Annotated in this window: 19 protein-coding genes; 12 read left to right on the forward strand and 7 right to left on the reverse strand. The window is 59.7% G+C overall.

The annotated features are described in order from the left end of the window. Positions 1 to 14: 14 nt before the first annotated feature. The 4 genes from murA to hisC all read left to right on the forward strand — a co-directional run bounded on the left by murA (position 15) and on the right by hisC (position 4,562). Entirely contained in the window at positions 15 to 1,280 is a 1,266-nt protein-coding gene (murA, locus tag J2Y86_RS22220) for a UDP-N-acetylglucosamine 1-carboxyvinyltransferase (protein ID WP_017336551.1), read from the forward strand. A gap of 128 nt (positions 1,281 to 1,408) precedes the next feature. After that, a complete protein-coding gene (gene hisG / locus J2Y86_RS22225) occupies positions 1,409 to 2,044 on the forward strand; it encodes an ATP phosphoribosyltransferase (protein WP_253436407.1) in 636 nt (211 codons plus the stop codon). 125 nt (positions 2,045 to 2,169) lie between these two features. Continuing rightward, positions 2,170 to 3,507 (forward strand): histidinol dehydrogenase, encoded by a 1,338-nt coding sequence (gene hisD, locus J2Y86_RS22230; RefSeq protein ID WP_253436410.1) that lies wholly within the window; start codon positions 2,170 to 2,172, stop codon positions 3,505 to 3,507. Positions 3,508 to 3,509: 2 nt separating this feature from the next. Beyond that, positions 3,510 to 4,562 carry a histidinol-phosphate transaminase gene (gene hisC, locus J2Y86_RS22235; RefSeq protein WP_253436413.1) on the forward strand — a complete coding sequence of 351 codons (1,053 nt, stop codon included), beginning with the start codon at positions 3,510 to 3,512 and terminating at the stop codon, positions 4,560 to 4,562. A 122-nt stretch (positions 4,563 to 4,684) separates the two neighbouring features. Here the strand turns inward: hisC and algW are convergent, their stop codons facing one another. Continuing rightward, positions 4,685 to 5,845, reverse strand: a complete 1,161-nt coding sequence (algW, locus tag J2Y86_RS22240) for a Do family serine endopeptidase AlgW (RefSeq protein WP_253436416.1) — start codon at positions 5,843 to 5,845, stop codon at positions 4,685 to 4,687. Positions 5,846 to 5,947: 102 nt separating this feature from the next. Here algW and J2Y86_RS22245 point away from each other — a divergent pair, with 102 nt between their 5' ends. The 3 genes from J2Y86_RS22245 (at position 5,948) to cysN (ending at position 9,780) form a co-directional block, all read left to right on the forward strand. Further along, entirely contained in the window at positions 5,948 to 6,706 is a 759-nt protein-coding gene (locus J2Y86_RS22245) for a Nif3-like dinuclear metal center hexameric protein (protein ID WP_214380695.1), read from the forward strand. A 248-nt stretch (positions 6,707 to 6,954) separates the two neighbouring features. Continuing rightward, positions 6,955 to 7,872, forward strand: a complete 918-nt coding sequence (gene cysD / locus J2Y86_RS22250; RefSeq protein WP_010463281.1) for a sulfate adenylyltransferase subunit CysD — start codon at positions 6,955 to 6,957, stop codon at positions 7,870 to 7,872. 9 nt (positions 7,873 to 7,881) lie between these two features. Continuing rightward, entirely contained in the window at positions 7,882 to 9,780 is a 1,899-nt protein-coding gene (cysN, locus tag J2Y86_RS22255; RefSeq protein ID WP_253436420.1) for a sulfate adenylyltransferase subunit CysN, read from the forward strand. 163 nt (positions 9,781 to 9,943) lie between these two features. Here the strand turns inward: cysN and J2Y86_RS22260 are convergent, their stop codons facing one another. The 3 genes from J2Y86_RS22260 to J2Y86_RS22270 are packed head-to-tail and all read right to left on the reverse strand — an operon-like array spanning position 9,944 to position 13,345. Then, on the reverse strand, positions 9,944 to 10,846 hold the full coding sequence (locus J2Y86_RS22260; protein ID WP_253436424.1) for an acyltransferase: 903 nt from the start codon (positions 10,844 to 10,846) through the stop codon (positions 9,944 to 9,946). Then, a complete protein-coding gene (pta, locus tag J2Y86_RS22265) occupies positions 10,847 to 12,946 on the reverse strand; it encodes a phosphate acetyltransferase (protein ID WP_253436427.1) in 2,100 nt (699 codons plus the stop codon). It lies immediately after the preceding gene. Positions 12,947 to 13,006: 60 nt separating this feature from the next. Beyond that, positions 13,007 to 13,345, reverse strand: a complete 339-nt coding sequence (locus tag J2Y86_RS22270) for a DUF3565 domain-containing protein (protein ID WP_253436430.1) — start codon at positions 13,343 to 13,345, stop codon at positions 13,007 to 13,009. On the opposite strand from J2Y86_RS22270, the gene J2Y86_RS22275 reads away from it, so the two are divergent. From J2Y86_RS22275 to J2Y86_RS22285, 3 genes are all read left to right on the forward strand, one after another. Further along, positions 13,314 to 13,799 carry an FKBP-type peptidyl-prolyl cis-trans isomerase gene (locus J2Y86_RS22275; protein WP_116260360.1) on the forward strand — a complete coding sequence of 162 codons (486 nt, stop codon included), beginning with the start codon at positions 13,314 to 13,316 and terminating at the stop codon, positions 13,797 to 13,799. The genes J2Y86_RS22270 and J2Y86_RS22275 overlap by 32 nt on opposite strands. Before the next feature lie 122 nt (positions 13,800 to 13,921). Further along, positions 13,922 to 14,404 carry a glutathione peroxidase gene (locus tag J2Y86_RS22280; RefSeq protein WP_253436433.1) on the forward strand — a complete coding sequence of 161 codons (483 nt, stop codon included), beginning with the start codon at positions 13,922 to 13,924 and terminating at the stop codon, positions 14,402 to 14,404. Between the two features lie 235 nt (positions 14,405 to 14,639). Then, positions 14,640 to 15,743, forward strand: a complete 1,104-nt coding sequence (locus tag J2Y86_RS22285) for an NADH:flavin oxidoreductase (protein WP_253436436.1) — start codon at positions 14,640 to 14,642, stop codon at positions 15,741 to 15,743. Positions 15,744 to 15,880: 137 nt separating this feature from the next. Here the strand turns inward: J2Y86_RS22285 and J2Y86_RS22290 are convergent, their stop codons facing one another. Beyond that, complete coding sequence (locus J2Y86_RS22290; RefSeq protein ID WP_253436439.1) at positions 15,881 to 17,080, reverse strand: glycosyltransferase family 4 protein; 1,200 nt, start codon at positions 17,078 to 17,080, stop codon at positions 15,881 to 15,883. Positions 17,081 to 17,169: 89 nt separating this feature from the next. After that, positions 17,170 to 18,747 carry a beta-N-acetylhexosaminidase gene (locus tag J2Y86_RS22295; RefSeq protein ID WP_253436442.1) on the reverse strand — a complete coding sequence of 526 codons (1,578 nt, stop codon included), beginning with the start codon at positions 18,745 to 18,747 and terminating at the stop codon, positions 17,170 to 17,172. Positions 18,748 to 19,049: 302 nt separating this feature from the next. Between J2Y86_RS22295 and J2Y86_RS22300 the strand changes: the two genes are divergently transcribed. Next, complete coding sequence (locus J2Y86_RS22300) at positions 19,050 to 19,661, forward strand: hypothetical protein (RefSeq protein ID WP_253436445.1); 612 nt, start codon at positions 19,050 to 19,052, stop codon at positions 19,659 to 19,661. Between the two features lie 204 nt (positions 19,662 to 19,865). On the opposite strand, the gene cysZ is transcribed toward J2Y86_RS22300, so the two are convergent. Beyond that, positions 19,866 to 20,621, reverse strand: coding sequence for a sulfate transporter CysZ (gene cysZ, locus J2Y86_RS22305; RefSeq protein WP_253436447.1), 756 nt, complete (start codon positions 20,619 to 20,621; stop codon positions 19,866 to 19,868). Positions 20,622 to 20,936: 315 nt separating this feature from the next. Between cysZ and trxB the strand changes: the two genes are divergently transcribed. After that, positions 20,937 to 21,899: a thioredoxin-disulfide reductase gene (gene trxB / locus J2Y86_RS22310; protein WP_054049855.1), complete on the forward strand. Its 963-nt coding sequence runs from the start codon at positions 20,937 to 20,939 to the stop codon at positions 21,897 to 21,899. Positions 21,900 to 22,054: the final 155 nt, after the last annotated feature.

A 22,054-nucleotide genomic window follows, 5' to 3' on the forward strand; every position in this document is an offset into this window, starting at 1 on the left:
GCGTCGAGATTCTTATGGATAAATTGATTATTACCGGTGGCGCTCGTCTTGATGGCGAGATCCGCATTTCCGGGGCAAAGAACTCTGCCCTGCCGATCCTGGCTGCAACCTTGCTGTGCGATGGCCCGGTTACCGTTGCCAACCTGCCGCACCTGCATGACATCACCACCATGATCGAGCTGTTCGGTCGCATGGGCATCGAGCCGGTGATCGACGAGAAGCTCAGCGTCGAAATCGACCCGCGCACCATCAAGACCCTGATCGCACCGTACGAACTGGTGAAAACCATGCGTGCGTCGATCCTGGTGCTGGGCCCGATGGTTGCCCGTTTCGGTGAAGCCGAAGTCGCACTGCCTGGCGGTTGCGCCATCGGCTCGCGTCCGGTGGACCTGCACATCCGTGGTCTTGAAGCCATGGGCGCGGTCATCGACGTCGAAGGCGGCTACATCAAGGCCAAGGCCCCTGAAGGCGGCCTGCGCGGTGCGCACTTCTTCTTCGACACCGTCAGCGTGACCGGTACCGAAAACATCATGATGGCCGCCGCTCTGGCCAAGGGCCGCAGCGTTCTGGCCAACGCCGCACGCGAGCCTGAAGTCGTCGACCTGGCGAACTTCCTGATTGCCATGGGTGCCAAGATCACTGGCGCCGGCACCGACACCATCACCATTGATGGCGTCGAGCGTCTGCACACCACCACTTACAAAGTGATGCCTGACCGTATCGAAACCGGCACCTACCTGGTGGCAGCTGCCGTGACCGGCGGTCGCGTGAAGGTCAAGGACACGGATCCGACCATCCTCGAAGCCGTCCTGGAAAAACTCCGCGAGTCGGGCGCCGAAATCACCTGCGGCGAAGACTGGATCGAGCTGAACATGCACGGCAAGCGGCCTAAAGCCGTCAACGTGCGGACTGCTCCGTACCCGGCGTTCCCGACCGACATGCAGGCGCAGTTCATCTCGCTCAACGCCATTGCCGAAGGCACCGGTGCCGTGATCGAGACGATCTTCGAAAACCGCTTCATGCACGTCTATGAACTGCACCGCATGGGCGCCAAGATCCAGGTCGAAGGCAACACCGCCATCGTTACCGGCACCGAGAAGCTGAAAGGCGCGCCAGTCATGGCCACCGACCTGCGTGCTTCGGCCAGCCTGGTGATCTCGGCGCTGATCGCTGAAGGCGACACCCTGATCGACCGCATCTACCACATCGACCGTGGTTACGAGTGCATCGAAGAGAAACTGCAGATGCTCGGCGCCAAGATCCGTCGCGTACCGGGCTAGTTTTTTTGCTGCATGGGCATAAGGATGTGCCCGTTGAATTCGTTTCAAGTCGGGGGTGCTTCACCCTCGATGTGTGTCCGGCGCCGTTTGTGACCGGGCACGTACCTTGATAAGGACTGACGTTTCCCATGTTGACCATCGCACTGTCCAAGGGCCGCATCCTTGACGACACCCTGCCGCTTCTGGCTGAAGCGGGCATCGTGCCGACCGAGAATCCGGACAAGAGCCGCAAGCTGATCATCCCCACGACCCAGGCCGATGTGCGCCTGCTGATCGTGCGCGCCACCGACGTGCCGACTTATGTCGAACATGGTGCCGCTGACCTGGGCGTCGCCGGTAAAGATGTGCTGATGGAATACGGCGGCCAGGGCCTGTACGAGCCTCTGGACCTGCGAATTGCCCTCTGCAAGCTGATGACCGCTGGTCGTGTCGGCGACGTCGAGCCCAAGGGCCGTCTTCGCGTGGCCACCAAGTTCGTCAACATTGCCAAGCGCTATTACGCCGAACAGGGCCGCCAGGTCGACATCATCAAGCTCTACGGCTCGATGGAACTGGCGCCGCTGATCGGTCTGGCGGACAAGATCATCGACGTGGTCGACACCGGCAATACGCTGCGAGCCAATGGCCTGGAACCTCAGGATTTCATTGCCGACATCAGCTCCCGGCTGATCGTCAACAAAGCTTCGATGAAAATGCAGCACGCCCGTATCCAGGCGTTGATCGACACCCTGCGCAAGGCAGTGGAGTCTCGACACCGCGGCTGATTCACCTGCGCGACTGCAAGGCGCGCCGTCTATCCGCCTCATAGCCAGAATTCTCAGGTGCCCAAGCGGATCGAATGTTAGCTTCGGGCGCCTGAGTTTTTTGCCAATCCTATGAGGCTCTCGCTATGACCGCACCGACTGCAATTCGCCGACTCAACGCTGCTGACCCGGATTTCGCGCATCATCTGGATCATCTGCTGAGCTGGGAAAGTGTGTCTGACGACTCGGTCAATCAGCGGGTGCTGGACATCATCAAGGCCGTGCGCGAACGCGGCGATGCGGCGCTGGTGGATTTCACCCGGCAGTTCGACGGTCTGGACGTCGCCTCGATGGCCGACCTGATCCTGCCGCGCGAACGCCTGGAACTGGCCCTGACCCGAATCACCGTGCCTCAGCGCGAAGCCCTGGAAAAAGCCGCGGCCCGCGTGCGCAGCTACCACGAGAAGCAAAAGCAGGACTCCTGGAGCTACACCGAAGCCGACGGCACCGTGCTGGGCCAGAAGGTCACGCCACTGGATCGCGCCGGTCTGTACGTGCCGGGCGGCAAGGCGTCTTACCCGTCGTCCGTATTGATGAACGCGATTCCGGCCAAGGTGGCCGGCGTGACCGAAGTGGTCATGGTCGTACCGACCCCGCGCGGTGAAATCAACGAGCTGGTGCTGGCCGCCGCCTGCATTGCCGGCGTTGACCGCGTCTTCACCATCGGTGGCGCACAAGCGGTTGCCGCGCTGGCTTACGGCACCGAAAGCGTGCCGAAGGTCGACAAGGTGGTCGGTCCGGGCAACATCTATGTCGCCACCGCCAAGCGCCATGTGTTTGGCCAGGTCGGCATCGACATGATCGCCGGTCCATCGGAAATCCTCGTGGTGTGCGACGGCAAGACGGATCCGGACTGGATCGCCATGGACCTGTTCTCCCAGGCCGAACACGACGAAGATGCCCAGGCGATTCTGGTCAGCCCGGACGCCGAATTCCTCGACAAGGTCGCCGCCAGCATCGCTAAACTGCTGCCGACCATGGAGCGCGCCGAGATCATCGAAACGTCGATCAATGGCCGTGGTGCGCTGATCAAAGTGCGTGACATGGAACAGGCCATTGAAGTGGCCAACCGCATCGCACCGGAGCACCTGGAGTTGTCGGTTGCCGATCCGCAAGCCTGGTTACCGCAGATCCGCCACGCCGGTGCGATCTTCATGGGCCGCCACACCTCCGAAGCCTTGGGCGATTATTGCGCCGGTCCGAACCACGTATTGCCGACTTCCGGCACTGCGCGATTCTCCTCGCCGCTGGGTGTGTACGACTTCCAGAAACGCTCGTCGATCATCTTCTGCTCCGAGCAGGGTGCGTCCGACCTGGGCAAGACCGCTTCCGTGCTGGCCCGTGGCGAGTCGCTGACCGCCCACGCGCGGAGCGCCGAATACCGCATCCTTGACGAAGACTTTTCACAAGGGCAGGGGAACTGAACATGAGTAAATTCTGGAGCCCGTTCGTCAAGAATCTGGTGCCTTACGTACCGGGCGAGCAGCCGAAACTGGCAAAACTGGTGAAGCTCAACACCAACGAAAATCCTTACGGCCCATCGCCCAAGGCCTTGGCCGCGATGCAGACCGAACTGAACGACAACCTGCGTCTGTACCCGGACCCGAACAGTGATGTGCTCAAGAGCGCAGTCGCCAGGTATTACGGCGTGCAGGGCAATCAAGTGTTCCTCGGCAACGGTTCCGATGAAGTCCTGGCGCACATCTTTCACGGTTTGCTGCAGCACGATAAACCGCTGCTGTTCCCGGATATCAGCTACAGCTTCTACCCGGTTTACTGCGGGCTGTATGGCATCACGTTCGACGCGGTGCCGCTGGACGAGCAGTTCCAGATCGACCCGGCGGACTACGCCAAACCGAACGGCGGGATCATTTTCCCCAACCCGAACGCGCCGACCGGTTGCCTGCTGACGCTGGACGCGGTTGAGCAGATTCTCAAGGCCAGCCCGGATTCGGTGGTCGTGGTGGACGAGGCTTACATCGACTTTGGTGGCGAAACGGCGATCAGTCTGGTGGACCGCTATCCGAATTTGCTGGTGACTCAGACCTTGTCCAAATCCCGTTCGCTGGCTGGCCTGCGAGTAGGGCTGGCGGTCGGGCATCCGGATCTGATCGAGGCGCTGGAGCGGATCAAGAACAGCTTCAACTCCTACCCGCTGGATCGCATGGCGAATGTCGGCGCTGCGGCTGCGTTCGAGGACCGTGAGTACTTCGACAAGACGTGCCGCCTGGTGATCGAACACCGTGAATGGGTGATCTCGCAGTTGCAGGGCAAGGGTTTTGAGGTGTTGCCGTCGGCGGCTAACTTCATTTTCGCCCGTCATCCGCAGCACGATGCGGCGGGGCTGGCGGCGAAGCTGCGCGAACAGGGCGTGATCGTTCGGCACTTCAAGCAGGAGCGGATTGCCCAGTTCCTGCGGATCTCGATCGGCACGCCGGAACAGAATCAGGCATTGATCGACGGCCTCGGCGACCTCTAACGCACTGCTGACCCTGTAGGAGCGAGGCTTGCCCGCGAAGAACGATGACACGGTGCATCAAGTACACCGCGTTATCGTTCTTCGCGCGCAAGCCTCGCCCCTACGGGGTTTTGTGTTGCTGCTTACTCTTCTTCTTTCTCTTTGACCGGCGCAGGCGGCGGACGCAAACCGATCTCGGCGGTGAGCTTGATTTCTTTGCCGTTGCGCATCACCTGTATCGTGACCTTGTCGGATGGCTTGATCCGCGCCACCTGATTCATCGAGCGACGGCCATCGCCCGCCGGTTCGCCATCGATCGCAAGAATCACATCACCCAATTGCAAGCCAGCCTTCTGCGCCGGGCCGTCACGGAAAATACCCGCGACCACAATGCCCGGTCGTCCTGACAGACCGAACGATTCCGCCAGCTCCTGAGTCAACGGCTGCACTTCAATACCCAGCCAGCCACGAATCACCTGGCCGTGTTCGATGATCGACTTCATCACTTCCATCGCCAGTTTCACCGGGATCGCGAAACCGATGCCTTGCGAGCCGCCGGACTTGGAGAAAATCGCGGTGTTGATGCCGGTCAGGTTGCCGTTGGCGTCCACCAGTGCACCGCCGGAGTTGCCGGGGTTGATCGCGGCGTCGGTCTGGATGAAGTCTTCGTAGTTGTTCAGGCCCAGCTGGTTGCGGCCGGTGGCGCTGATGATGCCCATGGTCACGGTCTGGCCGACGCCGAACGGGTTGCCGATGGCCAGGGCCACGTCGCCGATGCGGATGTTGTCGGAACGGCCGACGGTGATCGACGGCAGGTTTTTCAAATCGATCTTCAGGACCGCGAGGTCGGTTTCCGGGTCGCTGCCGATGACGCGTGCCAGGGTTTCACGGCCGTCCTTCAATGCAACCACAATCTGGTCGGCGCCGCTGGTCACGTGGTTGTTGGTCAGCAGGTAACCTTCGGGGCTCATGATCACGCCGGAGCCGAGGCTCGATTCCATGCGTTTCTGCTTGGGCGAATTGTCGCCGAAGAAACGACGGAACTGCGGGTCTTCGAACAGCGGATGATTCGGCTTGTTGATGACTTTGGTGGTGTACAGGTTCACCACCGACGGCGCGGCGGTGGTGACCGCGTCGGCATACGACACCGGACCTTGCTGCATCGTGGTGGTCTGCGGGGCTTGCTGCAGGTTGACGTCGAGGCTCGGAAGCCCGACCCACTGCGGGTAACGCTGGATGATCAACAGAGCGATAAGCACGCCGGCCAACAGCGGCCAGCCGGAAAAACGCAGCGCCTTGAGCATTAAGCACGTCCTGGAAGGTTGCAGGCGGTATGAGACCGCCCATAATGTCGCGCATTATACGAGGCCGCGCGCGCCTCTGAACGGGATATTTAGGAGTCTTTTATGGCCGTCGCCCTGAGCACCCTGGTCGAAGAAGCTGACCGTTATCTGAACAGTGCCAAGATTGCCGATTATTGCCCCAACGGGTTACAGGTTGAGGGTCGGCCGCAGGTGATGCGCATCGTCAGTGGCGTCACCGCCAGTCAGGCATTGCTCGACGCGGCGGTCGAAGCCCAGGCCGATCTGGTGCTGGTGCACCACGGTTATTTCTGGAAAGGCGAGAACCCGTGCATCACCGGCATGAAGCAGCGTAGGTTGAAAACCCTGCTCAAGCACGACATCAGTCTGCTGTCGTATCACTTGCCGCTGGACCTGCATCCGGAAGTCGGCAACAACGTGCAGCTCGCGCGTCAGCTGGACATCACCGTCGAAGGCCCGCTTGATCCGGATAACCTTAAAGTTGTCGGTCTGGTGGGTTCTCTGAGCGAACCGGTGACACCGCGTGATTTCGCCCGCCGCGTGCAGGAAGTCATGGGCCGCGAGCCGTTGCTGATCGAAGGCAGCGAGATGATCCGCCGGGTCGGCTGGTGCACCGGTGGCGGCCAGGGTTACATCGATCAGGCCGTGCTGGCCGGGGTCGATTTGTACCTCAGTGGTGAAGCGTCCGAACAGACATTCCACAGCGCCCGGGAAAACGACATCAGCTTCATCGCCGCCGGCCACCATGCCACTGAGCGTTATGGTGTGCAGGCGTTGGGCGATTACCTGGCGCGACGGTTTGCGCTGGAGCATATTTTCATCGATTGCCCGAATCCGATCTAGTTTTCACACATTCCTGTAGGAGCGAGGCTTGCCCGCGAAGAACGATAACGCGGTGTACCTGAGGCACCGCGTTAACGTTATTCGCGGGCAAGCCTCGCTCCTACAAAGGGCCCGAGCCCAAACGAGGGGGTATATTCATATACCCTTTCGATCTAGCTCGCGTCCTGATTAGAAGAGGTCGCTGTGCTAGGATTCCCCGCTCGAACACGGCCCGCTGGCCGTCCATAAGATCGTTTTCGTGAGTAGCCATGGTCGACAAACTGACGCATCTGAAACAGCTGGAGGCCGAAAGCATCCACATCATCCGCGAGGTCGCCGCCGAGTTCGATAACCCGGTGATGCTGTACTCCGTCGGTAAAGACTCCGCCGTGATGCTGCACCTTGCGCGCAAGGCATTCTTCCCGGGCAAACTGCCGTTCCCGGTGATGCACGTCGACACCCGGTGGAAGTTCAAGGAAATGTATGCGTTCCGCGACCGCATGGTCGAAGAGCTCGGCCTCGACCTGCTGGTGCACGTGAACCCCGATGGCGTCGCGCAGGGCATCAACCCGCTGACCCACGGCAGTGCCAAGCACACCGACATCATGAAAACCGAAGGCCTGAAGCAGGCCCTCGACAAGTACGGTTTCGACGCCGCGTTCGGTGGCGCTCGCCGCGATGAAGAGAAGTCCCGTGCCAAAGAGCGCGTGTATTCCTTCCGCGACACCAAGCACCGCTGGGATCCGAAGAACCAGCGTCCAGAGTTGTGGAACGTCTACAACGGCAACGTCAACAAGGGCGAATCGATCCGCGTTTTCCCGTTGTCGAACTGGACCGAGCTGGACATCTGGCAGTACATCTACCTCGAAGGCATCCCGATCGTGCCGTTGTATTTCGCCGCCGAGCGCGACGTCATCGAGATGAATGGCACCTGGATCATGATCGACGACGAACGCCTGCTCAATCACCTGAGCGACGAAGACAAGGCGCGCATCGTCAAGAAGAAAGTCCGTTTCCGCACACTGGGTGACTACCCGTTGACCGGTGCGGTCGAGTCCGAGGCCACCAGCCTGACCGACATCATTCAGGAAATGCTCCTGACGCGAACTTCCGAACGCCAGGGCCGGGTCATCGATCACGATGGCGCAGGCTCGATGGAAGAAAAGAAACGTCAGGGTTATTTCTAAGGGGTTGTCATGTCGCACGCATCTGATTTGATCAGCGAGGACATCCTCGCCTACCTGGGCCAGCACGAACGCAAGGAAATGCTGCGCTTTCTGACCTGTGGCAACGTCGACGACGGCAAGAGCACCCTGATCGGGCGCCTGCTGCACGACTCCAAGATAATCTACGAAGATCACCTGGAAGCCATCACCCGCGACTCGAAAAAAGTCGGCACCACCGGCGAAGACATCGACCTGGCGTTGCTGGTCGACGGCCTGCAGGCCGAGCGTGAGCAGGGCATCACCATCGATGTCGCTTACCGCTACTTCTCCACCGCCAAGCGCAAATTCATCATCGCCGACACCCCCGGTCATGAGCAGTACACCCGCAACATGGCCACCGGTGCGTCCACCTGTGACCTGGCGATCATCCTGGTCGACGCCCGCTACGGCGTGCAGACCCAGACCCGTCGCCACAGCTTCATTGCCTCGTTGCTGGGCATCAAGCACATCGTTGTCGCCATCAACAAGATGGACCTCAACGGCTTCGACGAAACCGTGTTCGAGTCGATCAAGGCCGATTACCTGAAATTCGCCGAAGGCATCGCGTTCAAGCCGACCACCATGGCCTTCGTGCCAATGTCGGCGCTGAAAGGCGACAACGTGGTGAACAAGTCCGAGCGCTCGCCGTGGTACACCGGCCAGTCGCTGATGGAAATCCTCGAGACCGTCGAGATCGCCAGCGACCGTAACTACACCGACCTGCGTTTCCCGGTGCAGTACGTCAACCGTCCGAACCTGAACTTCCGTGGCTTCGCCGGCACCCTGGCCAGCGGCATCGTGCACAAGGGCGACGAAGTCGTTGTGCTGCCGTCGGGCAAGAGCAGCCGCGTCAAATCCATCGTCACCTTCGAAGGTGAGCTGGAACACGCCGGTCCAGGCCAGGCTGTCACGCTGACCATGGAAGACGAAATCGACATCTCCCGCGGCGACTTGCTGGTGCATGCCGACAACCTGCCGCAAGTGACCGACGCCTTCGACGCCATGCTGGTGTGGATGGCCGAAGAGCCGATGCTGCCGGGCAAGAAATACGACATCAAGCGCGCCACGACTTACGTGCCGGGTTCGATCACCAGCATCGTCAACCGCGTTGACGTGAACACCCTGGAGGAAGGGGCGGCGAGCTCGTTGCAGTTGAACGAGATCGGTCGGGTCAAGATCAGCCTCGACGCGGCCATCGCGCTGGACGGTTACGCCAGCAACCGCACCACCGGTTCGTTCATCGTCATTGATCGTTTGACCAATGGCACCGTCGCTGCCGGCATGATCATCGCTCAGCCGTTGGCGCATGGCAGCAGCACGCACCATGGCAAGCTCGCTCACGTTGCCACCGAAGAACGCGCCCAGCGTTTCGGTCAGCAACCGGCCACCGTGCTGTTCAGCGGCTTGTCGGGCGCGGGCAAAAGCACGCTGGCCTACGCGGTCGAGCGCAAGCTGTTCGACATGGGCCGTGCGGTGTTTGTGCTCGATGGCCAGAACCTGCGTCACGACCTGAACAAAGGTCTGCCACAGGATCGCGCCGGGCGTACCGAGAACTGGCGTCGTGCTGCGCATGTGGCGCGTCAGTTCAACGAAGCCGGTCTGCTGACGCTGGCCGCCTTCGTTGCGCCGAGTGCCGAAGGCCGTGAACAGGCCAGGGACCTGATCGGCAAAGAACGTTTGCTGACGGTCTACGTCCAGGCTTCGCCAACGGTCTGCGCCGAGCGTGATCCGCAAGGCCTGTATGCGGCGGCCGGGGACAACATCCCGGGCGACTCCTTCCCGTACGACGTGCCGCTGGACGCCGACCTCGTGGTCGACACCCAGTCGCTGTCGCTGGAAGAAAGCGTCAAGCAAGTGCTGGATCTGCTGCGTCAGCGTGGCGCGATCTAAGCGTTAGCTGCCAATAAAAAACCCGCCGATGAGTGATCATCGGCGGGTTTTTTGTGTCCTTGGAATCGCCATCGCTGGCAAGCCAGCTCCCACAGGTTTTGTGAACGACGCCTATCACTGTGGGAGCGGGCTTGCCCGCGATGAGGCCGTTACATCCAACAAACTATTTTGCTGGGTATTCGCGATGCATCTGTGTCAACAGCGCATCCTTGTCTTCCCACAACTGATTGATCCACCCCTGAAACTGCAAGCGATACTCCCCATCCTGGTCGTAATTCTTGCCAATGAACTGCGGCGGAATCTTCAGCTCCTGAAAATGCACCACCACGTCAGCGACATTGCCGCACAACAGATCCCAATACCCCGGACGCCCGCCCGGATAGTGGATGGTCACGTTGACGATCGACTCCAGTTGCTCGCCCATCGCATCCAGCACAAACGCAATGCCACCGGCCTTGGGCTTGAGCAAATATTTGAACGGTGATTTCTGCTGGGCATGCTTGCCTTCGGTGAAGCGCGTGCCTTCAACGAAATTGAAAATCCCCACCGGATTATTGCGAAACTTCGCGCAGGTCTTGCGCGTGGTTTCCAGGTCCTTGCCTTTCTTTTCCGGGTGCTTTTCCAGGTAGGCCTTGGAGTAGCGCTTCATGAACGGAAAGCCCAACGTCCACCACGCCAGACCAATCACCGGCACCCAGATCAGCTCTTGCTTGAGGAAAAATTTCAGCGGCTGGATGCGACGGTTGAGCACGTACTGCAACACCATGATGTCGACCCAGCTCTGATGGTTGCTGGTGATCAGGTACGAGTGCTGATAGTCCAGGCCTTCCAGGCCGCTGAGGTGCCAGCGGGTGCGGCGGACCAGGTTCATCCACGCCTTGTTGTTGCTGATCCAGGCTTCATGGGTATGGCTCATCAACCAGCGCGTGAAGCGCTGGGTGAGGGCGAACGGCAACACCTTGAAAATCGCTACGCAGAACAGAAACGAGCAAAGCAGGATCGTGTTCAGTGCCAGCAACAACGATGCAATCACGCCGCGTACGGCGGCAGGCAGGAAATCCAGCATTTAAAGATCCAGAGGTCGGTTGGCAGCTTGAATCGCGGTCAACGCGATGGTGTACACGATGTCATCGACTTGCGCACCGCGCGGCAGGTCGTTCACCGGTTTGCGCAGGCCTTGCAGCATCGGCCCGAGGCTGACGCAGTCGGCGCTGCGCTGTACGGCTTTGTGCGTGGTGTTGCCGGTGTTCAGGTCGGGGAACACGAACACCGTGGCACGACCGGCCACCTGACTGTTCGGCGCCAGTTGCCGGGCCACGGTTTCATTGGCGGCGGCATCGTACTGCAACGGGCCGTCGATCAGCAGCGAGTGCTGTTGTTCGTGGGCGAGCAGCGTTGCTTCGCGCACCTTCTCGACTTCCTCGCCGCTGGCCGATTCACCGCTGGAGTAGCTGATCATCGCCACGCGCGGGGTAATGCCGAAGGCGGCGGCCGAGTCGGCGCTTTGCAGGGCGATCTCGGCCAGTTCGCTGGCGCTCGGGTGCGGGTTCATCACGCAGTCGCCGTAGACCAGCACCTCTTCGGGAAACAGCATGAAGAACACTGACGACACCAGCGTGCAGCCCGGCGCAGTCTTGATCAGCTGCAGGGCGGGGCGGATGGTGTTGGCGGTGGAGTGAATGACCCCGGACACGAGGCCATCGACTTCATCCAGCGCCAGCATCATGGTGCCGATCACCACGGTGTCTTCCAGTTGTTGCTCGGCCATGGGTGCGTTGAGGCTTTTGCTTTTGCGCAGGGCAACCATTGGCTCGACGTAGCGTTCGCGAATCAGGTCCGGATCGAGAATCTCCAGACCTGGCGGCAGCTCGATATCGTGCGCGCGAGCGACAGCCTCGACATCTTCCGGCTTCGCCAACAATACGCAACGGGCGATGCCGCGTGCCTGACAGATCGCCGCCGCTTGCACGGTCAGCGGTTCGCTGCCTTCGGGCAACACGATGCGCTTGTTGGCGGCTTGAGCGCGCTGGATCAGTTGATAACGGAACACCGCCGGCGACAGGCGCATTTCCCGTGGCGTGCCGCAACGCTGGTGCAGCCAGTTGGCATCGAGGTGGCTGGCGACGAAGTCGGTGATGATCTCCGCACGCTCGCGGTCGTCGATCGGGATTTCCTTGTTCAGGCCGTTCAACTGGTTGGCGGTGTCGTAGGACCCGGTGCTCACCGACAACACCGGCAGGCCAGCCTGCAAGGCACCACGGCAGAGGTCCATGATGCGCGGGTCGGGCAGGGTGTCGCTGGTCAGCAACAGGCCGGCCAGCGGCACGCCGTTCATGGCGGCGAGGCTGACGGCGAGGATGATGTCGTCGCGATCGCCAGGCGTCACCACGAGTACGCCGGGCTTGAGCAGTTCCACGGTGTTGCGCATGGTGCGGGCGCAGATGATGATTTTGGTCATGCGCCGGGTTTCGTAATCGCCGGCATTGAGAATCTGCGCGCCCATCAGGTCAGCGACGTCGCGGGTACGTGGCGCGTTCAGTTCCGGCTGGAACGGGATGCAGCCGAGCAGGCGGAAATCACCGCTGCGCAACAACGGCGAATGCTCCTTCAGGCGGGAGGCGAAGGCGTCCATGCTTTCATCGGTCTTGACCTTGTTCAGGATCACGCCGAGGACTTTCGGGTCTTTCGGGCCGCCGAACAATTGCGCCTGCAACTCCACGCGGCCGGAGAGTTCGGTCAGTACTTCATTTTCCGGCGCCGAGACGAGGATCACGTCGGCGTCGAGGCTCTTGGCCAAATGCAGGTTGACCCGCGCGGCGTAACTGGCGCTGCGGGTCGGGACCATGCCTTCGACGATCAGCACGTCCTTGCCGATGGCCGCTTGCTGATAGAGCGTGATGATTTCTTCGAGCAGCTCATCGAGCTGGCCGTCGCCGAGCATGCGCTCGACGTGAGCCAGGCCCAGCGGCTGAGGCGGTTTCAAACCGTGGGTGCGCGCCACCAGTTCGGTGGAACGTTCAGGCCCGGTATCACCCGGATGGGGTTGGGCGATCGGTTTGAAAAAGCCGACTTTGAGGCCGGCGCGCTCAAGCGTACGCACCAGCCCGAGGCTGATGGAGGTCAGACCCACACCAAAATCGGTGGGCGCGATAAAAAAAGTTTGCATGCGAATTCTCTAGAGGTGCATGGCAGTGGTGATCATCTATACCTGACGATCTACCGAAATTCAGTCGCCAAGGTTATCGCTAACCGAGCCTTGTGCGCACCAACCACATTCAAAGGGCTGGCCTATTTTTTCAATACGTTGCGCGGGGTCCAGGACCCAGGCGCGCGATTGCCAGGGTGGCTGGTGACGCAGGTGCTGGGTATGACCACAGGACAGCTCGACTACCCAATGCCCGTCCTCGTCCTGATGAAAACCGGTGACCGCCGAGCCTTTCGCCGCGATCCGTCTGTCCGGGTTGTGTTCGCTTTCGGACGATTGCTTCGCTAAACTTGGCCTTTCTAAATTCTTATGCAAAAGGTCTCGCCCCATGCTGATCGCCGCCAATAAGGCTGTCTCCATCGACTATACCCTGACCAACGACGCTGGTGAGGTCATCGACAGCTCCGCCGGCGGCGCGCCGCTGGTCTACCTGCAAGGTGCAGGCAACATCATCCCGGGCCTGGAAAAGGCGCTGGAAGGCAAAGCAGTCGGCGACGAGCTGACCGTAGCCGTTGAACCTGAAGATGCTTACGGCGAATACGCTGCCGAACTGGTCAGCACCCTGAGCCGCAGCATGTTCGAAGGCGTCGACGAACTGGAAGTGGGCATGCAGTTCCACGCTTCCGCTCCGGACGGCCAGATGCAGATCGTCACCATTCGCGATCTGGATGGCGACGATGTCACCGTCGACGGCAACCACCCGTTGGCCGGTCAGCGCCTGAATTTCCAGGTCAAGATCGTCGACATCCGTGACGCCAGCCAGGAAGAAATCGCTCATGGTCACGTCCATGGCGAAGGTGGCCATCACCACTGATTTTCTGCGCTAAGCTCAGAGAACTGGAGAGGCGCCCGAGGGCGCCTTTTTAGTCCGCGGCTGTCCCTGGCGATATCGCCAAGTGGCTGTTTCGAGTAGAACACGGGAATCTGGAGTTCGTCATGAGTGCTTTTCACGACCTTAAATTGACAGCCCTGGATGGACAGGAGCTACCGCTGGCACCCTTTAAAGGGAACGTCGTGCTGGTAGTCAACGTCGCCTCCAAATGTGGCTTGACCCCACAGTACGCGGCACTGGAAAACCTTTACCAGCAATACAAAGGTAAGGGCTTCAGCGTGTTGGGCCTGCCGTGTAACCAGTTTGCCGGGCAGGAACCGGGCACTGAACAAGAGATCCAGGATTTCTGCAGCCTTAACTATGGCGTGACCTTTCCGTTGTCCAGCAAGCTGGAAGTCAACGGTCATGATCGTCATCAGTTGTACCGTTTGCTGGCGGGCGAGGGGGCTGAATTTCCGGGTGACATTACCTGGAACTTCGAAAAATTCCTCCTGGGCAAGGACGGTCGCGTACTGGCGCGGTTCTCGCCACGTACGGCGCCGGATGATCCTTCAGTCATCCAGGCGATTGAAAAAGCCCTGAGCTGAACCCCCTTCTGTAGGAGCGAGGCTTGCCCGCGAAGACGGCCGATCGGTCGAGACCATCGCTGACCGACGCCTTCGCGAGCAAATCGGGCCGCCGCACCGTTCGCTCCTACAATGCCTCCTGCCTTTTGACCCTTAATCACCCAGATCAATAGTGCTGTGCATCGCTCGACACTCCGCATATTATCGCCGTCATAAAATTTATGTCCCGTCGATATCGTATTCGTGGAGCGTCCCCATGCCCGTCAAAGCCCTGTTCAAACCGTTCCACCTCGGCACCCTTGAACTGCCGACCCGCGTTGTCATGGCGCCGATGACCCGTTCCTTCTCGCCGGGCGGTGTACCCAATTCCAAAGTGATCGAGTACTACCGTCGCCGCGCCGCTGCCGGCGTTGGCCTGATCATCACCGAGGGCACCACCGTCGGCCACAAGGCCTCCAACGGCTACCCGAACGTGCCGCACTTCTACGGTGAGGCCGCGCTGGCCGGCTGGAAGAAAGTCGTCGACGCCGTGCACGCCGCAGGCGGCAAGATCGTTCCGCAGCTGTGGCATGTCGGTAGCGTGCGTCGCATCGGCACCGAGCCGGACGCCAGCGTGCCGGGTTACGGTCCGTCGGAAAAATTGAAGGATGGCCAGGTCGTGGTTCACGGCATGACCAAACAGGATATCCAGGACGTGATCGCCGCGTTCGCCCAAGCTGCCAAAGACGCACAAAGCATCGGCATGGACGGTGTGGAAATCCACGGCGCCCACGGCTATCTGGTCGACCAGTTCTTCTGGGAAGGCAGCAACCAGCGCACCGATGAATACGGCGGCAGCCTGGCCAACCGTTCGCGTTTTGCCATCGAGCTGATTCAGGCGGTGCGTGCAGCGGTCGGTGAAGGTTTCCCGATCATCTTCCGTTTTTCCCAGTGGAAGCAGCAGGATTACACCGCGCGTCTGGTGCAAACCCCGGAAGCGTTGGGCGAGTTCCTCAAGCCGTTGTCCGACGCCGGCGTGGATATTTTCCACTGCTCGACGCGGCGTTTCTGGGAGCCGGAGTTCGACGGTTCCGAACTGAACCTGGCCGGCTGGACGCGCAAATTGACCGGCAAGCCAACCATTACCGTGGGCAGCGTAGGTCTGGACGGCGAGTTCCTGCAGTTCATGGTCAACACCGACAAGATCGCGCAACCGGCCAGCCTGGAAAAACTGCTGGAGCGTTTGAACAACGATGAATTCGATCTGGTGGCGGTGGGGCGTGCGCTGCTGGTAGACCCGGACTGGGCGCAGAAAGTGCGTGACGGTCGGGAGGAAGACATCCTGCCGTTCAGCCGTGAGGCGTTGATGACGCTGGTTTAAGCGGCGACTGCACTGGCCCCATCGCGGGCAAGCCCGCTCCCACAGTGTTCCGGGGTGCTCACAAATTATGTGATCACCACAAAAATCCTGTGGGAGCGGGCTTGCCCGCGAAGATTGACTCAACATCACCAAAGATCTCAAGGGACGGTCGGTGCATTCGGCACCACTTGCTCCCCAACACAAGCCCCGCGCAACTGCCCCTCGAACTGCTCGATAATCGCTGCCCAACCCTGCCGACTCGCATGCTGACGCGCATTAAGTCTGATGCAGCGCAAGGTTTCGCGCTCCTCCAGCAACCACGCCGCGGCATCGCTGAACGCCTCTTCATCCCCCGGCATCGCCAGCACGCCGTTGTAGCCATGGCGAATATGCTGCGCCGCTGCAGCCTGATCGTAAGCCACCACCCCCAGTCCCGAGGCCAATGCCTCAAGCACCACATTGCCGAAGGTTTCGGTCATGCTCGGAAACAAAAACACATCCCCGGACGCATAGTGGCTGGCCAAGGCTTCGCCGCGTTGTGAACCGCAGAAAATCGCTTCGGGCAGTTGCTGCTCCAGCGACGCCCGTTGCGGACCGTCGCCGACGATGATCAGTTTTATTTTTCGCTGTGGATAAGTCGTTGTCAGCCTGTCGAAACACCGCTTGAGCAAGCCAAGATTTTTCTCCGGCGCCAGACGTCCTACGTGAATCAGCGCAATGTCCTTCTCGCCCAGGCCCCATTGTTCGCGCAGGGATGGCAGGCGTTTGATCGGATGAAACAACTGACTGTCGACCCCGCGAGACAGCAACGCCAAGCGTTCGAAATGCCGGCGCTCCAGTTCCAGTCTCTGGCTGATACTCGGCACCAGGGTCAGGGTCGAGCGATTGTGAAACCAGCGCAGGTAGTGGGTCAGCAGGCGCGAGAGCAAGCCGAGCCCATACTGGTTGGAGTACTGCTGGAAATTGGTGTGAAAGCCGCTGACCACCGAGATCCCCAGACGCCGTGCCGCACGCAACGCGGACAATCCCAGCGGTCCTTCCGTGGCGATGTACAGCACGTCCGGGCGCTGGCGTTTCCAGCGTCGCAGCAGCTTGTGCATCGACGACTGACCCCATTGCAAACCCGGATACCCCGGCAGCGGCCAGCCCCTGCACAGCAGCAACTCATCGTCGCTGCCCATCTGCTGATCGCAACCCTGCCGTGGCCGCACCAGCTCCACCTGATGCCCGCGCGCGCGCAAACCGTCGCACAAGCGGCCAAGGGTATTGGCCACGCCGTTGATTTCGGGAGGGAAGGTTTCGGTGATCAGGGTGATATGCAGAGCTGTCGTCATGACCTCAGTGTCGGCTGAGGCCATGTCGCCAGTGTGACGTCGAGATGATGGATTTGTGACGATGCAAGCGTGTGTTCATCAAGCCTGGCCTGCATCGCGCCAATGCCGAAGATCTATGACCAGGGCATAGGCGGTGAGTGAGCGACGGACCGCGCGATCGGCGACAGCGATTGATAGTCGGAAGCGGCGTTCGGCGAATCCCAGGTTCGCTGCCCGAATGGCAACAGCCATTCTTTCAGATGGTCCCAGACATCTTCAGGCGTAGCCTTGTGCGGATGGTCTCCCCAGACTTGAATCCCTGCGCCCGCCATGCAGGGATGGTCTTTGGGGATCACGGTTATCGCACCCCCTGCCTTGTCCATGAAGTGGTTGGCTCGATAGACATTGTAGAGGCCGTAAGGGGAGTGCAGGGGGTGATGGAGATTGCTCCAGCCTATGAGCGAGACGAAATAGTAGTCACCGTGGGAGTTTTTCACGGTATAGCCTTCATCGACCAACTCGTCCACGGTCATCTCGTTGCGAACGCTCCCCCATATACTCCAGCATTCGATTTCTACTTTTTTATCCAGATCAATCAATGCATTCCGGTTAACAGCCCCGTCGTTCCAGACTCGTGCGACCTTGCCTTTGCTCTGGACGAAGGCAGCCAGGTCGTTGACGTAGTGCCTTACGGCATCCTCGGAAGTGGCGTTTGCAATACCGGACTCAACTTGAGCGTACTGAGCCAGCTGCGGCGTATTCGACTGATTGATCGGGTTGAGGAAGTACTCGTCGGCACCAAAATGGATATGGCTGCTGTCCGGGAACATAGCGATAAGGTCGCTGAAGAGTGCCTTGAGAAAATCGCGGGCGGCCGGGATGCTGAAGTCGAGCGCTTTCGATACGACCGTATTATTCGAGAGCTTTAGTTGAAACTGAGGCCGGTTACGCAGAATCCAGTTCATATGCCCCGGTGTCTCGATTTCCGGAATGACCTTGATGCGGTAGGACGCGGCGGTATCGAGTATGTCTTTGAGCTCTGCGGCGCTCCAGGCGTCAGGGCTGGCGGTATCCGGAGCGGAGGGGAAAAAGATCCGCACACCCTCATTGTCGGTGAGGTGCAAATGCAGGGTGTTGAGCTGGTTCCAGGCCATTTCACGCAGCAGGTACTTCATCCACGCTGGGCTGTAATATTTACGCCCCACATCAATCAACACGGAGCGTTCGGCATAGGCGGGTGCATCGATGACGACGCCGGATTCAAGCGTGGTGAACGCCCGTGCGCCTTTATGCAATGTCGTCAGGGCGCGAGCCATAGCGTCGAGGTTCTGCGCAGTGACTTCGACAGTGTTCGAGATATCGATCCGGTAGGTTTCGTGTTGTCCATGGACAGGGATCGAAACACCGGTGGTATTCGGCGTAGCCAGTTCCAGCCTCACATCACCCGGTTGGAGTGGTCCTGGTATCGACACAATGGCCGGCGGTTTGGCAAGTGTTGCGGCGCCTGTGAGCCCGTCTGCCAACCGTGTTGCCAGTGGCCGAAGGCTTGCGTCGCTGATGAAAATGCGCGTACCGGCACTGATGACGTAGACATTTTTTCCGTCAGCGTCGGCGTGCAGTACTGCCGGACTCTGGCTTTTCCATGGGAAACCAGAGGTCGCATTGCTGGGATTCTGTAAGGCCGGTGCGGGGTTTTGGACGGGCGTTGGCATGGTGCCGATCTCCTTGAATGAAGCACATGACTCATCCCTGACAGCTTGACGGTTAACCTTGTGGATGAGCTTCGCGATCCATTGGATACCCGATGGCAACGCCTGCCTACTGTAAGAAATAACAGGTTTTGGAAATTAATCGCCGAATGGGGTGCACCTCGAAATCCGGGGCATACGGCGATTCAGGAATCAGCGTGCCGTTCGTCGAGACTGTTAGTTTTAACAGGTTGTTTGCACGCTGTCGCAGCGCTACAAGGATTTCGCTTGCCGGCAATTTCGCCGCGAACTGGAGCGCTAATATCATGACCGACCAGACAGAAAATCCCTATGATTCACAACTTCGGCCAGAAGTGGCAAAAGGAACTGAATCCGCCGCGCTGAATCCGCCAATAATTAATTACCCCCAACAAAACAGTAAACATGCCTCGGGATACACGATGTTAGCGGGAAAAAATATCCGAGGTGCTACGGTTCACATTTTGGATTCGAATAACAACATCTGGCGCGAGGCTAGCGTTAACGGCGAAACGTGGCAACTCCTCCATAATTGGGGCGTAGGTAAGTGGCCCTTCAAAGCTGGACAGAGTGTGAATGGAGTGACCTCCTATCCAAGCCCAGAGCGGAGTTTCATTGTGTCCATAGAAAGCGATGCGCCCGTGATTGCGGCACCCATGAACGACAGCAGACACCAGGCAGGCAACGTGGCAATTGTCGTGGCCTGTGACCCTGCAGCGAGCGCTGTTCGCATACTGAGTTATGACGATAGTCAACTAGGCGTCGCCAAGAAATTAATGCATGGTATTTGGGGTTACGAGCGTACGTGGGATCGCGGTGCCAAGCACGTCAAAGCGGTGGCAACTGTGAACGGCAAGGAATCTTCTCCTAGCAGCATGATTCAGTTTTTCGTTGAATAGTCGAATCGGAGAGGGCAATTCGCGAAGCTGTTTTGGAGACAGTCAAATTCGAAGGTGACAGAGTACGGCCCCACCTGAGGTATCTGCGGCAAGGATCAAGCGTCCTTACCGCAGGTTTTTTTGCCAAACGTCTCTGGGAGAATCAGCTTCGCTGATAACGGGCCTTCAACGGGTTCTGCCAGTTTGCTGCCTGCATGACGTCTGTCATCGAGCAGGAATCACCCGCGCCTCGGCACCCCGCTCACGCACCCAAAACAACGTCGCCCCCGCCACCGCCGCCGGCATCATCAGAATATTGACCACCGGAATCAGCAGCACCAGGTAAACACTCCCGCCAAAGCTCATGCTCTGCCAGCGCTTCTCCCGCAGCCAGGCGAGCATCTCGTTCCAGCCCAGTTTGTGGTTGTCTGCCGGGTAGTCGATGTACTGGATCGCCATCATCCACACGCCGAACAGCAGCCACAACGGCGCGGCGATGATATTGACCACGGGGATGAACGAGAGGATGAACAGCCCGATCGCCCGTGGCAGGAAGTAGCCGAGTTTGCGCATTTCCCGAGCGAGGGTGCGCGGGATCATGGCGATCAGTTCGCCCCAGCTGAAGGCCGGGAAGTCGTCGGTGCCGCGCACCACCACTTCGACTTTCTCCGCGAGGAAGCCGTTGAACGGCGCGGCGATGATGTTGGCCAGCATCGTGAAGGTGAAGAACACCATCAACACCACCAGCACCACGAAAATCGGCCAGAGCACGTAATTGAGAAAACTCAGCCAGTCAGGCAGGGACGGCATCAGCGTATCGACCCACAGGCTGAATTGATGGCCGGCCAGATAGATCAATCCGACGAACAGCACCAGGTTGATTGCCAGCGGCAACAACACGAACAAACGCAGGCTGGGGCTCAGCACCAGCTTGAGGCCTTCGCGCAGGTATTGCGGGCCGGACAGAACAGGGGCGGGCATATCGTGCTCCGAGCAGAGAGGAAACGCGCCGACCTTACCGGCTTTGCCTGACGGGCGAAAGCGCGGTCGCAGTATCGACATCAACTGTAACAAAGGCGCCTATATATAGGCGGCAATCGGATAGAGACCGCCTATGAGCTGGATTGTTAAACCGTATTTCCTTAATCTTCGCCCCCTCGATACGCTGCACCCAATCTTTTTACAGGACTGTCGAGTTCAAGCCTTCCCCAAGTGCTTTCAACAGTCCTTTTTTATTCCCGCCGGCAAACCGGCGTTCCGCGCCAGGTGTTCCGGGCCGGTCAACAGGAGCAGGTCATGTCTGAAGTCCGTCATTCGCGAGTGATTATTCTCGGTTCCGGCCCTGCCGGTTACAGCGCCGCGGTCTATGCCGCCCGTGCCAACCTCAAGCCACTTTTGATCACCGGCATGCAGGCCGGCGGTCAACTGACCACCACCACCGAAGTCGACAACTGGCCGGGCGACGTCCACGGCCTGACCGGCCCGGCGTTGATGGAACGCATGAAAGAGCACGCCGAGCGCTTTGAAACCGAGATCGTTTTCGATCACATCAATGCCGTGGACTTCGCTGCCAAGCCGTACACCCTGACCGGCGACAGCGCGACGTACACCTGCGACGCCCTGATCATCGCCACCGGCGCCAGCGCTCGTTACCTGGGCCTGCCATCGGAAGAAGCGTTCATGGGCAAAGGCGTTTCGGCCTGCGCGACCTGCGACGGTTTCTTCTACCGCAACAAGCCTGTGGCCGTGGTCGGTGGCGGTAACACCGCTGTCGAAGAGGCGCTGTACCTGGCCAACATCGCCAGCACCGTGACCCTGATCCATCGCCGCGAAACCTTCCGCGCCGAGAAGATTCTGATCGACAAGCTCAATGCCCGGGTTGCCGAAGGCAAGATCATCCTGAAGCTGAACTCGAACCTGGACGAAGTCCTGGGCGACAACATGGGCGTGACCGGTGCTCGCCTGAAGAACAACGACGGCAGCTTCGACGAGCTGAAAGTCGACGGCGTGTTCATCGCCATCGGCCACACCCCGAACACTTCGCTGTTCGAAGGCCAGCTGACGTTGAAAGACGGCTACCTGGTGGTGCACGGCGGCCGTGAAGGCAACGCCACTGCAACCAACCTCGAAGGTATCTTCGCGGCCGGTGACGTGGCTGACCACGTTTACCGTCAGGCGATCACCTCAGCCGGCGCCGGCTGCATGGCGGCACTGGACGCCGAGCGTTACCTGGACGACCTGCAGAACGTCAAGTTCTGAGAGCGTTGAAATGAAAAAACCGGCTTCGGCCGGTTTTTTTGTGCGTGCGATTCAGTGGCCGACCCAGAAACCTGTGGGAGGGTGGTTTGCCCGCGATAGCAATTTATCATTCAACATTGACGTCGACTGATACACCGCTATCGCAGGCAAGCCAG

It is taken from the genome of Pseudomonas migulae, assembly GCF_024169315.1.
GTDB lineage: Bacteria > Pseudomonadota > Gammaproteobacteria > Pseudomonadales > Pseudomonadaceae > Aquipseudomonas > Aquipseudomonas migulae_B.

What these genes read in the sequence shown, in the direction of transcription:
- hisC (WP_253436413.1), top strand. Translation starts at nt 3,510, where the DNA reads ATGAGTAAATTCTGGAGCCCGTTCGTCAAGAATCTGGTGCCTTACGTA.
- pta (WP_253436427.1), bottom strand. Translation starts at nt 12,946, where the DNA reads ATGCAAACTTTTTTTATCGCGCCCACCGATTTTGGTGTGGGTCTGACC.
- J2Y86_RS22260 (WP_253436424.1), bottom strand. Translation starts at nt 10,846, where the DNA reads ATGCTGGATTTCCTGCCTGCCGCCGTACGCGGCGTGATTGCATCGTTG.
- J2Y86_RS22300 (WP_253436445.1), top strand. Translation starts at nt 19,050, where the DNA reads ATGACCGACCAGACAGAAAATCCCTATGATTCACAACTTCGGCCAGAA.
- algW (WP_253436416.1), bottom strand. Translation starts at nt 5,845, where the DNA reads ATGCTCAAGGCGCTGCGTTTTTCCGGCTGGCCGCTGTTGGCCGGCGTG.
- J2Y86_RS22245 (WP_214380695.1), top strand. Translation starts at nt 5,948, where the DNA reads ATGGCCGTCGCCCTGAGCACCCTGGTCGAAGAAGCTGACCGTTATCTG.
- J2Y86_RS22285 (WP_253436436.1), top strand. Translation starts at nt 14,640, where the DNA reads ATGCCCGTCAAAGCCCTGTTCAAACCGTTCCACCTCGGCACCCTTGAA.
- J2Y86_RS22275 (WP_116260360.1), top strand. Translation starts at nt 13,314, where the DNA reads ATGCTGATCGCCGCCAATAAGGCTGTCTCCATCGACTATACCCTGACC.
- J2Y86_RS22270 (WP_253436430.1), bottom strand. Translation starts at nt 13,345, where the DNA reads ATGGAGACAGCCTTATTGGCGGCGATCAGCATGGGGCGAGACCTTTTG.
- J2Y86_RS22280 (WP_253436433.1), top strand. Translation starts at nt 13,922, where the DNA reads ATGAGTGCTTTTCACGACCTTAAATTGACAGCCCTGGATGGACAGGAG.
- J2Y86_RS22295 (WP_253436442.1), bottom strand. Translation starts at nt 18,747, where the DNA reads ATGCCAACGCCCGTCCAAAACCCCGCACCGGCCTTACAGAATCCCAGC.
- cysZ (WP_253436447.1), bottom strand. Translation starts at nt 20,621, where the DNA reads ATGCCCGCCCCTGTTCTGTCCGGCCCGCAATACCTGCGCGAAGGCCTC.
- murA (WP_017336551.1), top strand. Translation starts at nt 15, where the DNA reads ATGGATAAATTGATTATTACCGGTGGCGCTCGTCTTGATGGCGAGATC.
- cysD (WP_010463281.1), top strand. Translation starts at nt 6,955, where the DNA reads ATGGTCGACAAACTGACGCATCTGAAACAGCTGGAGGCCGAAAGCATC.
- hisG (WP_253436407.1), top strand. Translation starts at nt 1,409, where the DNA reads ATGTTGACCATCGCACTGTCCAAGGGCCGCATCCTTGACGACACCCTG.
- cysN (WP_253436420.1), top strand. Translation starts at nt 7,882, where the DNA reads ATGTCGCACGCATCTGATTTGATCAGCGAGGACATCCTCGCCTACCTG.
- hisD (WP_253436410.1), top strand. Translation starts at nt 2,170, where the DNA reads ATGACCGCACCGACTGCAATTCGCCGACTCAACGCTGCTGACCCGGAT.
- J2Y86_RS22290 (WP_253436439.1), bottom strand. Translation starts at nt 17,080, where the DNA reads ATGGCCTCAGCCGACACTGAGGTCATGACGACAGCTCTGCATATCACC.
- trxB (WP_054049855.1), top strand. Translation starts at nt 20,937, where the DNA reads ATGTCTGAAGTCCGTCATTCGCGAGTGATTATTCTCGGTTCCGGCCCT.